The sequence below is a fragment of the Rhizobium sp. PDO1-076 genome (assembly GCF_000247475.1).
In the GTDB taxonomy this organism is placed as follows: Bacteria; Pseudomonadota; Alphaproteobacteria; order Rhizobiales; family Rhizobiaceae; genus Allorhizobium.
This window is the reverse complement of record NZ_AHZC01000397.1, coordinates 82260-94494: the sequence shown is the minus strand read 5'-3', so window position 1 is coordinate 94494 and position 12235 is coordinate 82260. Positions and strand designations below refer to the sequence as shown.

At 61.4% G+C, this 12235-nt stretch carries 10 protein-coding genes; 9 read left to right on the top strand and 1 reads right to left on the bottom strand.

All coding sequences use genetic code 11. The features are described 5' to 3' along the window. On the top strand, positions 1-1254 hold a 1254-nt coding region (gene hydA, locus PDO_RS20760; protein WP_007606474.1), incomplete at its 5' end, for a dihydropyrimidinase. 334 nt (positions 1255-1588) lie between these two features. On the opposite strand, the gene PDO_RS20755 is transcribed toward hydA, so the two are convergent. Then, a complete protein-coding gene (locus PDO_RS20755) occupies positions 1589-2002 on the bottom strand; it encodes a cupin domain-containing protein (protein WP_007606473.1) in 414 nt (137 codons plus the stop codon). 124 nt (positions 2003-2126) lie between these two features. On the opposite strand from PDO_RS20755, the gene PDO_RS20750 reads away from it, so the two are divergent. The 8 genes from PDO_RS20750 (at position 2127) to PDO_RS20715 (ending at position 12214) form a co-directional block, all read left to right on the top strand. Continuing rightward, complete coding sequence (locus PDO_RS20750) at positions 2127-2915, top strand: ABC transporter ATP-binding protein (protein ID WP_007606472.1); 789 nt, start codon at positions 2127-2129, stop codon at positions 2913-2915. Between the two features lie 252 nt (positions 2916-3167). Then, positions 3168-3503, top strand: coding sequence for a hypothetical protein (locus PDO_RS20745; protein ID WP_007606471.1), 336 nt, complete (start codon positions 3168-3170; stop codon positions 3501-3503). Positions 3504-3505: 2 nt separating this feature from the next. Next, entirely contained in the window at positions 3506-4390 is an 885-nt protein-coding gene (locus PDO_RS20740; protein WP_007606470.1) for an ABC transporter permease, read from the top strand. Continuing rightward, on the top strand, positions 4387-5253 hold the full coding sequence (locus PDO_RS20735) for an ABC transporter permease (protein ID WP_007606469.1): 867 nt from the start codon (positions 4387-4389) through the stop codon (positions 5251-5253). Before PDO_RS20740 ends, PDO_RS20735 begins: the two co-directional genes overlap by 4 nt. Before the next feature lie 32 nt (positions 5254-5285). Beyond that, complete coding sequence (locus PDO_RS20730; protein ID WP_007606468.1) at positions 5286-6278, top strand: ABC transporter substrate-binding protein; 993 nt, start codon at positions 5286-5288, stop codon at positions 6276-6278. Positions 6279-6612: 334 nt separating this feature from the next. Beyond that, positions 6613-7797, top strand: coding sequence for an efflux RND transporter periplasmic adaptor subunit (locus PDO_RS20725; RefSeq protein WP_007606465.1), 1185 nt, complete (start codon positions 6613-6615; stop codon positions 7795-7797). A 14-nt stretch (positions 7798-7811) separates the two neighbouring features. Continuing rightward, a complete protein-coding gene (locus PDO_RS20720) occupies positions 7812-11225 on the top strand; it encodes an efflux RND transporter permease subunit (RefSeq protein ID WP_007606464.1) in 3414 nt (1137 codons plus the stop codon). A 314-nt stretch (positions 11226-11539) separates the two neighbouring features. Further along, positions 11540-12214, top strand: a complete 675-nt coding sequence (locus PDO_RS20715; RefSeq protein ID WP_037074916.1) for a Crp/Fnr family transcriptional regulator — start codon at positions 11540-11542, stop codon at positions 12212-12214. The last annotated feature ends 21 nt before the right edge of the window (positions 12215-12235 follow it).

Sequence of the window (12235 nt, the reverse complement as noted above, 5' to 3'; positions counted from 1 at the left end):
TCGGCGGATGATTTCGAAAGCGGTACGCGGGCGGGCCTTGCCGGTGGCACGACCATGGTCGTCGACTTCTGTCTTCCGGCACCGGATCAGTCGCTGCTGGAAGCCTTGCAGATGTGGGACAACAAGACGTCGCGTGCCACGGCCGACTATTCCTTCCACATGGCGATCACCGGCTGGAACGAGCGCGTCTTCGACGAGATGAAGACGGTCGTCCAGGACAAGGGCATTAACACCTTCAAGCATTTCATGGCCTACAAGGGCGCGCTGATGGTCAACGACGACGAGATGTTCGCGTCGTTCTCGCGCTGCGCGGAGCTCGGCGCCCTGCCGCTGGTGCATGCCGAAAACGGCGACGTCGTTGCCGCCATGACCGCCAAGCTGATGGCAGAGGGCAATACCGGCCCCGAGGCGCATGCCTATTCCCGCCCACCCGAAGTCGAAGGCGAAGCGACCAACCGCGCCATCATGCTGGCCGACATGGCAGGTGTGCCGCTCTATGTCGTGCACACCTCCTGCGAACAGGCCCATGAAGCCATCCGCCGCGCCCGGCAGAAGGGTATGCGCGTCTATGGCGAGCCGCTGATCCAGCACCTGACGCTCGACGAGAGCGAATATTCGAACCCCGACTGGGACCACGCCGCCCGCCGCGTCATGTCGCCGCCCTTCCGCAACAAGCAGCACCAGGATTCACTCTGGGCCGGCCTGCAGTCCGGCTCGCTCTCGGTCGTCGCCACGGATCATTGCGCCTTCACCACGGATCAGAAGCGCTTTGGCCTCGGCAACTTCGCCAAGATCCCGAATGGCACGGGCGGGCTTGAAGACCGCATGCCGATGCTCTGGACCTATGGTGTCGCGACCGGCCGCCTGACGATGAACGAATTTGTCGCCGTGACCTCGACCAACATCGCCAAGATCCTCAACATCTACCCGAAGAAGGGTGCGATCCTCGTCGGTGCCGATGCCGACCTGGTGGTCTGGGATCCGAAGCGTTCCAAGACCATCTCCGCCAAGACCCAGCAGTCGTCGATCGACTACAATGTCTTCGAGGGCAAGGAAGTGACCGGCCTGCCGCGCTATACGCTGACCCGCGGGTATGTCGCGATTGAGGAGAGTGCGGTGAAAACCCGCGAAGGGCATGGCCAGTTCGTCAAGCGCGAGCCGTTTACAGCGGTCAACAAGGCACTTTCGACCTGGAAGGACCTGGTTGCGCCGCGCAAGGTTGAGCGCACCGGCATTCCGGCGACGGGAGTGTGAGTCACTTATGATGTTGGCGGCTGCCGTTACCCCCCTCTGCCCTGCTGGGCATCTCCCCCTCAAGGGGGGAGATCGGAGGCGGCTGGCCGCTCGTCCAACGTCATCAGTCACGCATATTGCATCTGCCACACGCACTTTGAATCCGAATGAAGCAAGTCGTCATTGGCAACGCGTCAGCTCGGCAAAAGCTGCGCGGCTTCCGATCTCCCCCCTTGTGGGGGAGATGTCCGGCAGGACAGAGGGGGGGACCTCGGGCACTGACGTAAAATCAGAAAAACAGCCCCCTCATCCGGCGCCACGCGCCACCTTCTCCCCGCTGGCGAGAAACATCGCCTCACACCTCGACCAGCCCATCCAGCTCCGGCAGAAGCACGACGCTCTCCTGCTCGTTCGGATCGGTGCGCGCGATGATCGCCGTGCACGGCGCGTTCGACAGGTTGGCCGGCAGATGCGGTATACCGGCGGGAATGTAGAACAGCTCGCCGGCATGCACGACGACATGGTTTTCCAGCCGCTCGCCATACCAGGTATGGGCCTGGCCGGAGAGCATGTAGATCGCCGTCTCGTGGCTCTCGTGCAGATGAGCCTTGGCGCGCGCGCCGGGTGGCATGGTGAGGATATGCATGCAGATCCCCTTGGCCCCGACGGTCTCCGCCGCAATGCCTTCGAAATAGCTCAAGCCCTGCTTGCCTTCATAGGTATGGCCGGGCTTCACAAGGCGGCAGGTGGGTTTTGATGACGTATCCATGGTCTGCTCCTCATCCATCGCGCGACAGGGTCGCGATCCCGTTTTCGCCGTCTCCAGGCGGCATCATCATGACAGCATGCAAGAGCCTTCCAGGCTTTGCAACAAACCCGATTGGTCCCAACGCATGAATGCCCCCATCTCCGTCGTTTCAGCCAGGGACCTCAGTCTCACATTCGAGACCAATGACGGCCCCGTGCATGCGCTGTCCAACGTCAATCTCGAGGTGAAGAAGGGCGATTTCGTCTCCTTCATCGGCCCGTCCGGCTGTGGCAAGACGACCTTCCTGCGCGTCATCGCCGATCTCGAAAAACACACGAGCGGCGACATCACCGTCAACGGCATGACGCCGGAGAATGCCCGCAAGGCGCGCTCCTACGGCTATGTCTTCCAGGCCGCCGCCCTCTATCCCTGGCGCACGATCGAGAAGAACATCGCCCTGCCGCTCGAAATCATGGGCTACAGCGCCGAGGAGAAGAAGAAGCGCATCGCGCAGACGCTGGATCTCGTCAACCTTGGCGGCTTCGCCAAGAAATATCCATGGCAGCTGTCAGGCGGCATGCAGCAACGCGCCTCGATCGCCCGCGCGCTTGCCTTCGATGCCGACCTGCTCTTGATGGACGAGCCTTTCGGCGCGCTGGACGAAATCGTCCGCGATCACCTCAATTCCGAACTGTTGAAACTCTGGGAGCGCACCAACAAGACGATCTGCTTCGTCACCCATTCGATCCCGGAAGCCGTCTATCTCTCGACCAAGATCGTCGTCATGAGTCCGAGGCCGGGCCGCGTCACCGACATCATCGAATCGACACTGCCAAAGGAGCGCCCGCTCGAGATCCGCGAAACCCCCGAGTTTCTGGAAATAGCCCAGCGCGTTCGCGAGGGCCTGAAGGCGGGGCATAGCTATGAGGAGTAGGTCGTTGGCCCTCGCTCTCGCGAATACCCCCCTCTGTCACTCCGTGACATCTCCCCCACAAGGGGGGAGATCGATCGCCACCGCCGTTCCTCGAAAACGGACCTCAATAGAAAACAAACCTATGGTCGAAATGGATTACTTTCCGACTCGACAGCTGAAGAGCCGGAGCGCTAACGGCATATCGATCTCCCCCCTTGAGGGGGAGATGCCCGGCAGGGCAGAGGGGGGTGCCCGCACTCTTGCGTGTTTTCCATGAACCCCGTCTTCCTCATCTGGCTCGGTGCCGCCATGGCAACATTCCTCGCCGCCGCCACCGTCTCGCGCGCCTATGTCTCGAACAACAATCTCTGGGTGCTTGCCGCCTCTCTCGCCCTCTATTGCCTCGGTAATCTGATGATGGTGAAACTGATGCGCGAGGGTGGTCTCGGCATGGCGATCTCGGCCTCGGCCATCGCCCAACTGGTGCTGATCAACGTCATAGCCTTCTTCCTGTTCGGCGAACGGCTGAGCGCCATTCAGATGGCAGGCGTGGCTCTTGGCGTGGTGTCCATGGCACTGATGCTCTATCCGGCAAAGGGAGGGGTGTGATCATGCAGGCGCCTTCTCTTTTCCGCGACCGCATCCTTCCCGTCCTCACCGTGCTGCTGGCGATCCTGGTGATCTGGCATGTCATGGTCGTTTATCTCAATGCGCCATTCGTCCGCGATCAGGCAGCGCGCGCCGGCGAAACCGTGACCTTCGGCCAGGTTGTCGAGCGCACGTTTGCCCAGGACCGTCCGGTCCTGCCCGCACCGCACCAGATCATCGCCGAACTCTGGGACACGACGATCAACAAGGCCGTGACCTCCAAGCGCAGCCTCGTCTACCATGCCTGGATCACCCTATCGGCCACGCTTGCCGGCTTTGGCATGGGCACCGTGCTCGGCATCGTGCTTGCCATCGCCATCGTGCACAACCGCGCCATGGACCGCTCGCTGATGCCCTGGGTGATCGCCTCGCAGACCATCCCGATCCTTGCCGTTGCGCCGATGATCATTGTCGTGCTCAATTCGATCGGCGTGTCCGGCCTGATGCCGAAGGCGCTGATCTCGACCTATCTGTCCTTCTTCCCGATTGTCGTCGGCATGGTGAAGGGCCTGCGCAGTCCCGATACCCAACTGCTCGACCTGATGCATACCTATCATGCGAGCCCGAGCCAGACGTTCTGGAAGCTCCGCTGGCCGGCCTCCATGCCTTATCTCTTCACCTCGCTGAAGGTGGCGATCGCCATCTCGCTTGTCGGTGCCATCGTCGGCGAATTGCCGACCGGCGCCGTCGCCGGTCTCGGCGCACGTCTCCTGTCGGGTTCCTATTACGGCCAGACCATCCAGATCTGGGCGGCCCTGTTCATGGCAGCCGGCCTTGCCGCTCTGCTGGTCTCGATCGTCGGGATTGCTCATACCCGGGTGTTGAAGCGCATGGGGGTCAAACCATGACCGGTTATCTCGTCTTCGCCGTCCTGTTCTGGCTCGGTGCCTGGGCGTTCAACGAATGGCTCGTGCGCCAGCACCCGAAAAGCCCGGCAACGCGCCGCGCAATCGGCATCGCAGTACCGGTCATCTTCGGCATAACCCTGCTGGTGATCTGGGAATGCGTGGTCCGCGGCTTCAACATTCCGTCGATCCTGCTGCCCGCACCCTCGATGATCTGGGCCCGCATCATCAGTTCGACCCCGATCCTCTGGGCCGATTTCCGCCAGACCTTCCTGAAGTCGGTGATCACCGGCTATGTCGCTGGCTGCAGTCTCGGCTTCGTCGTGGCACTCCTGATCGATCGATCGCCCTTCCTGCAGAAGGGGCTGCTGCCGATCGGCAATTTCGTCTCCGCCCTGCCCGTCGTCGGCATCGCCCCGATCATGGTCATGTGGTTCGGCTTCGACTGGCCGTCCAAGGTCGCCGTCGTTGTCATCATGACCTTTTTCCCGATGCTGGTGAACACCGTGCAGGGACTGGCGGCAGCCAGCCATATGGAGCGCGACCTGATGCGCACCTATGCCGCAAGCTGGTGGCAGACGCTGATCCGGCTGCGCCTGCCCGCAGCCTGGCCTTTCATCTTCAACGCCTTGAAGATCAATTCGACGCTGGCGCTGATCGGCGCCATCGTGGCAGAGTTTTTCGGCACCCCGATCGTCGGCATGGGGTTCCGGATTTCCACGGAAGTGGGGCGTAGCAATGTCGACATGGTCTGGGCCGAGATTGCTGTTGCAGCACTCGCCGGCTCGATCTTCTACGGCTTGGTGGCACTCGCAGAACGCGCGGTCACCTTCTGGCATCCGTCCGTCCGTGGTGGGCGAGCGTAAAACAAGACCTAACAAAAAAAGAGGGAACTGAAATGACTATCAAACTCACATCCATGCTGCTGGCTGCCGCCGTCTCGCTGACGGCCATGCAGGCAGCCGCTGCCGACAAGGTCACGCTGCAGTTGAAATGGGTCACCCAGGCCCAGTTTGCCGGCTACTACGTCGCCAAGGACAAGGGCTTTTTCGAAGAGGAAGGCCTCGATGTCGAAATCAAGCCGGGCGGTCCGGATATCGCGCCGCCGCAGGTGCTGGCCGGTGGCGGCGCCGACGTCATCGTCGACTGGATGCCGTCGGCTCTTGCCACCCGCGAAAAAGGCGTTCCGCTCGTCAACATTGCCCAGCCGTTCAAGTCCTCGGGCATGATGCTGACATGCCTCAAGGAAACCGGCATCACCAAGCCGGAAGACTTCAAGGGCAAGACGCTCGGCGTCTGGTTCTTCGGCAACGAATACCCGTTCCTGTCGTGGATGGGCACACTCGGCATCAAGACCGATGGCTCCGAAGGCGGCGTGACCGTCCTCAAGCAGGGCTTCAACGTCGATCCGCTGCTGCAGAAGCAGGCTGCCTGCATCTCGACCATGACCTACAACGAATACTGGCAGGTCATCGACGCTGGCATCAAGCCGGAGGAACTTGTGACCTTCAAGTATGAAGACGAAGGCGTGGCCACGCTGGAAGACGGTCTCTACGTGCTGGAAGACAAGCTGGCAGACCCGGCCTTCAAGGAGAAGATGGTCAAGTTCGTCCGCGCTTCGATGAAGGGCTGGAAATATGCCGAAAGCAACCCGGATGAAGCAGCCGAGATCGTTCTCGAAAACGACGCCTCGGGCGCACAGACCGAAGTCCACCAGAAGCGCATGATGGGCGAAGTCGCCAAGTTGACGGCTGGTTCGAATGGCGCACTTGACAAGGCCGCCTATGAGCGCACCGTGAAGACCCTGCTCGGTGGCGGCTCGGACCCGGTGATCACCAAGGAGCCGACTGGCGCCTTCACCACCGAGATCACCGATGCCGCTTTGAAGTAGTCTTTCGGACCATTCAGAAAGCACGGGGCTTCGGCCCCGTGCAACCCAAGAAAATATAAGCATTACATACAGTTCGCAACTACTAAAGCGGGCAAATCGGCAACACCAGGCCGCCTCCCCAAACATTTGTCCATATTCGGCGACGAATATCGCTAGACAAGCCTTGCAGGTGGTTTTTCCATCACCACCTGTTGCCACGCAGCATTTTGAGGCATGATAAAGTTCAGCAGAGCCGCGGCGCCGCCAAATGGCCATATCGCACCGGCAGTGAGCCGATTGTGATCGCGCTGCGTAATATGAGCTAGATCTGCGACATACTTTTTGGAAGGTAGCCATGCTGCGAAATACTAGCGCCACGTCAATTCTGTTGGCCGCCACACTCTCCTTGTCCGGCACGATTGCTTTTGCGCAAGAACCGGCAGCGCCTGTAGCGACGCCGAATTTGCCGGCCATCGTGGTGACGACAGCCAAGACCCGCGACCTGACGGACCGGATTGTCGCGACAGGTACGGTCAAGGCCGAAGAGGAAGTCTATGTCCAGCCGCAGGTCGAAGGCCTGCTGACCAAGACGCTCGAAGCCGATGTTGGTGACCAGGTTGCGAAGGATGCCGTCGTTGCGCGGCTGAACGATGACAGCCTGCTGCTGGAAAAGAGCCAGCTGATTGCCAATAAGGCGAAGGCCGAAGCCGGGCTTGCGCAATATCGCGCCCAATTGATCGAGGCCGAGGCCAGTGCCAAGGATGCGCAGCGCCAGTTCGAGCGCGCCACCCGCCTGAGCACGACCGGCACGGTATCGACGTCACAGCTCGAACAGGCCGAAACGACGCTGGCCAGCGCCAACGCAAAAGCCGAAACTGCACGTCAGGCCATCACCGTTGCCCAGGCGGACGTCACCGTGGTCGAAAGCCGGATCAATGACATTGACCTGAAACTGGCGAGGACGGACGTCAAGTCGCCCGTCGCCGGCACCATTGCTGCCCGCAATGCCCGCATCGGCGCCATTGCCAGCGGCGCGGGCGAGCCGCTCTTCACCGTCATCCGCGACGGCCAGATCGAATTGATCGCCGACGTGTCCGAAAATGAAATCCTCCGTTTGAAGCCGGGCCAGAAGGCCCTGATCACCGTCGGCGGCAGCGCTGAGAAGCTGACCGGCTCGGTCCGCCTCGTTTCCCCGGTCATCGATGCACAGACCCGCCTTGGCGCCGTGCATATTGCCATCGACGACGATAGCGCGGCTCGCTCCGGCATGTATGGCACTGCCGACATCATCATCAACGAGGCGGAAGGCATTGCCCTTCCGCTCTCGGCAATCACTACCGCCAAGGGTGAAACGACCACACGCATCGTCGAGGATGGCGTCGTCAAGCTGGTCAGGATCGAGACCGGCATTCAGGATGGCGCCTATATCCAGGTGGTCAAGGGATTGAAGGAAGGCGACCGCGTCGTTGCCAAGGCCGGCGCGTTCGTGCGCGACGGTGACCGCATCAAGCCGGTCGATGACAGCACCGTTTCCAACTGAGAGGCACGCGGGTTATGAATTTCTCCGCATGGGCTATCCGAAATCCGATTGCGCCGATCCTGGCCTTCTTCCTATTGATGGTGGTGGGCATCCAGTCGTTCATCGCTTTGCCGATCACGCGCTTTCCTAATATCGACGTACCACTGGTGGCCATCACCGTTACCCAGAGCGGCGCCTCCCCGTCCGAGTTGGAAACCCAGGTCACCAAGGAAGTCGAAGACGCGGTGGCGTCGATCACCGGCGTCGACGAACTCACCTCGACCGTCACCGACGGCCAGTCGCAGACGCTTGTCATGTTCCGCATGGAAGTGCCGACCGAACAGGCGGTGCAGGACGTCAAGGACGCGATCGACCAGATCCGCGGCGACCTTCCGGCAACGGTGGATGAGCCGATCGTCACCAAGATCGACGTCGAAGGCCAGGCGATCCAGAGCTTTGCGGTCTCCGCCCCGAATATGAACATCGAGGAAATCTCGTGGTTCGTCGATGACACGATCAAGCGCGCCCTCCAGGGCCAGCCCGGCATCGGCCGCGTTGACCGCTATGGCGGTGCCGACCGTGAAATCCGCATCGAACTCGACCCCAACCGCCTGAACGCGCTCGGCGTCACCGCCGCCGATATCAGCAGCCAGTTGCGCGGTACCAATGTCGATCTTGGCTCCGGTCGCGGCCAGGTCGCCGGCGCCGAGCAGTCGATCCGCACGCTTGGCGACAGCCGCGACGTTGCAAGTCTGCAAAACACCACGATCGCGCTGAGCAATGGCCGCTTCGTCAAACTGTCGGACCTCGGCACGATCAAGGACACCTACGAGGAACAGAAATCCTTCGCCCGCTTCGACGGCAAGCCCGTCGTCACCTTCGCCGTCTTCCGCGCCAAGGGCGCCAGCGAAGTGACGGTCGCCGAAACCGTTGCGGAAAGCCTCGCCAAGGTCCGGGCGGAAAATCCCGACGTCGCGATCGAGATGATCGACGATTCCGTCTACTTCACCTACGGCAACTACGAAGCCGCGATGCACACGCTGATCGAAGGCGCGATCCTCGCCGTCATCGTCGTCTTCATCTTCCTGCGCAACTGGCGTGCCACGCTGATTTCCGCTGTTGCCCTGCCACTATCCGCGATCCCGACCTTCTGGATCATGGGCATGATGGGCTTCTCGCTGAACCTTGTCAGCTTCCTCGCCCTGACGCTGGCGACCGGCATCCTGGTCGATGATGCGATCGTCGAGGTGGAAAACATCGCCCGGCATATCAAGATGGGCAAGACGCCCTACCGGGCGGCGATCGAGGCGGCGGACGAAATCGGCCTCGCCGTCATCGCCACGACGTTCACCATCATCGCCGTCTTCGTACCGGTCTCCTTCATGCCGGGCATTCCGGGCCAGTATTTCATCCAGTTCGGCCTGACGGTTGCCTTCTCGGTCTTCTTCTCGCTGATGGTCGCGCGCCTCATCACTCCGCTGATGGCCGCCTATCTGATGCGTGCCGAAGATGCGATGGATGACCATATCAACAACGACGGCCTATTGATGCGCGGGTACACTCGGGTCGTGAGGGCGACTACCGGCGGATGGGCACCGCAGTTTCTGAGCAGGTGGGCCGGCCGCGTACTGCAACGCACAGAGAACTCCACCCGCAAGATTGATAAGTTCGTTCATTTCATGTTTGCACGCGTCGGCTTCAGCTGGCTATCGCGGCTGCTGACCTTGGGCGCCGCTATAGCCTTCCTAATCGCATCTCTTGCACTGCTTGCCCAGGTTCCCGGCAGCTTCCTGCCGCCGGAAGACGCCGGCCGCATCGTCATCTCCGTCGAGCTTCCGCCGAATGCGACGCTCGCGGAAACCGAGCGCAAGACCGACCAGATCCATGCAGCGCTGGCCGATATCGACGATATCTCCAGCATCTTCGTCCTGGGCGGCGCATCGCCGAAGGGCGATATGGAATTGCGCCGCGCCAGCGTTACCTTGAACCTCGACCACATCGAGCATTCTCTGGTGAAGACGCTCGTCAACAAGGGTCTGGGTGGCTTGCCGCTGATCGGCCAGTTCATGCCGAAGATGGAAATCCACGGCCGTATCCGGCCGCAATGGGAGATCGAGGAAGAGGTTTTCGCCAGGCTCGCGCCGATCGCCGATATCCGCGTCCTAAAACTCAATGATCGCGGCGAACGCGACATTGCCTTCAACTTCCTCTCCAAGAACGAAGAGGAACTGAACGAGGCCGTCGCCATTCTCGAGGCCAAGCTGCGCACCCTGCCGGAACTGGCCAATGCCAGCGCCGAAGGTGCCCTGCCCCGGCCAGAACTGCAGATCCGGCCACGGTCGGATGAAGCCGCACGGCTTGGCATCACCGCCGAGCAGATTGCCCAGACCGTCCGGGTCGCCACCATCGGCGACATCGACGCGGCCCTGCCAAAAATCGCCCTCGACAACCGCCTCATCCCGATTCGGGTCCAGGCCTCGCTCGACCTTAGGACCGATCTTGCCGCCATCCGTGCACTGAAAATTCGCACGTCTACCGGCCAGGCCGTGCCGCTTTCGAGCGTCGCCGATATCGATTATTCGGAAGGCGTCAGTTCGATCAAGCGCAATGACCGCAACCGGTTCGTCACCATCGGCGCCGGTCTGCCGCAGGGGGTTGCCCTCGATACGGCGACAGCAGCCTTCCGCAACGCGGTGGACAATGCCAACCTGCCCGCCTCTGTGCGTCTCGCCGAGAGCGGCGACGCCAAGATACAGGCGGAGATGCAGCAGAGCTTCCTCAATGCCATGCTGCTCGGCGTGCTGCTCGTGCTGACTGTTCTCATCCTGCTGTTCAAGGATGTGATCCAGCCGTTCACCATCCTGTTCTCGCTGCCGCTGGCCATCGGCGGCGTTGCGGTCGGCCTGATCGTCACCAACAATGCGCTCTCCATGCCTGTCCTTATCGGCATCCTGATGCTGATGGGTATCGTGACCAAGAACGCCATCCTGCTGGTCGATTTCGCCATCGAGATGCGCCACCTCGGCATGGATCGCCTGGAAGCCATGGTGGAAGCCGGCCGCAAGCGCGCCCGGCCGATCATCATGACCTCCATCGCCATGTCGGCGGGTATGCTGCCGTCGGCGCTGGGCGTCGGCGAAGGCGGCTCGTTCCGCGCGCCGATGGCGATTGCGGTCATCGGCGGCATCATCGTCTCGACTGTGCTCAGCCTCGTGGTCGTGCCGGCCTTCTTCCTCATCCTCGACGATCTGTCGCGCCTGCTCAGCAGGATCTTCAGCCGCCTCGTCGGCAAGAAGGAGCAGGAAATCGAGCCGCTGAGCTCGGAGCACCTGACGGTCGCGGTCGCCGAACTGTATGACCGGGTCGCCGCGGTAGAGCGCACCACGCCTGCCAGCCGGCGGAGTGAAAGCAACAATGTTGTTACCCTGCCACCCCTTGCTGCGGAATAGACGACAGGGAACCAACGAGAGAGGAAAGCCGGCGCCGCCGGCTTTTTTCATGCGCCTCCCTGCTGAATTTTAGCAGAACCTTGAACGTCGATTGATCGAAATCAAATCAGGCCCAACATAACTGTCATAGATTGCACGCACTGAGAGAGTGATCTGCTTGCCTCTCGTCACTTGCCCGTCGGTCGCATGCCGTGGATAAAGACGAGAGAAATGACGAAGCTGGCCGTTGATCCGCGACCGGGCCATTTCCGCCCGCAGGTCACGGGCTGGATTTTGCCAGGCAGGAGCCATGGGAGTGCGGGACTGTGAACAAGATGCTGAGACTGAACGTTAGAGACAAGAACACATTGCTGCGAACGTCCTTTCTGGCGACGCTTGGCCCGTCGGCTTTGGCCGGCATGCTGGAAATCATCAGCGTGACGAACTACGAAGCACGTGATGTGCTGTTTCGCGAAGGTGAACCGGCCGAGTTCTTCTACTGCGTGCTCAGCGGCTATGTCCGACTGTATCGGCTGAACAAGGATGGTCGCGAGGCGGATATCCGCATCTGTGGCCCCGGCGACGTTTTCTCCGAATGCCTGCTGCCGATGGGCGACCGTTATCTCTACAATGCCCAGGCCGCCGATACCGCGACATTGGGCCGTTTCGACCTGCAAAAGGTGCGTCAACTGGCCGAGGTCGAGAAGGACGTGGCCAAGTCGATCATCCGCAGCCTGTCCGACCATCTGCGCACGACGATGGATTGCATCGCCAATGACCGGCTGCAGACGGCCCCGCAACGAGTCGCCCACTATCTGTTGTCGACCTGCGAGAAAGAAGGTGGCCCGGTCTCGATCCGTCTGCCTTTCCAGAAAAGCCTTCTGGCAGGAAAGCTCGGCCTTGCGCCGGAAGCCTTGTCGCGCGCCTTCTCGACCCTCAGGCGTGCAGGCGTCACTGTGCGCGGCCGCACCATCCAGATAACCGACGTGACCGCGCTGAAGCAGATTTGAACGGGATCTGCGAAGCGGCGC

Coding starts and splice junctions, on each gene's coding strand:
- PDO_RS20735 (WP_007606469.1), top strand. CDS start 4,387: ATGACCGGTTATCTCGTCTTCGCCGTCCTGTTCTGGCTCGGTGCCTGG.
- PDO_RS20715 (WP_037074916.1), top strand. CDS start 11,540: ATGCTGAGACTGAACGTTAGAGACAAGAACACATTGCTGCGAACGTCC.
- PDO_RS20750 (WP_007606472.1), top strand. CDS start 2,127: ATGAATGCCCCCATCTCCGTCGTTTCAGCCAGGGACCTCAGTCTCACA.
- PDO_RS20720 (WP_007606464.1), top strand. CDS start 7,812: ATGAATTTCTCCGCATGGGCTATCCGAAATCCGATTGCGCCGATCCTG.
- PDO_RS20730 (WP_007606468.1), top strand. CDS start 5,286: ATGACTATCAAACTCACATCCATGCTGCTGGCTGCCGCCGTCTCGCTG.
- PDO_RS20740 (WP_007606470.1), top strand. CDS start 3,506: ATGCAGGCGCCTTCTCTTTTCCGCGACCGCATCCTTCCCGTCCTCACC.
- PDO_RS20725 (WP_007606465.1), top strand. CDS start 6,613: ATGCTGCGAAATACTAGCGCCACGTCAATTCTGTTGGCCGCCACACTC.
- PDO_RS20755 (WP_007606473.1), bottom strand. CDS start 2,002: ATGGATACGTCATCAAAACCCACCTGCCGCCTTGTGAAGCCCGGCCAT.
- PDO_RS20745 (WP_007606471.1), top strand. CDS start 3,168: ATGAACCCCGTCTTCCTCATCTGGCTCGGTGCCGCCATGGCAACATTC.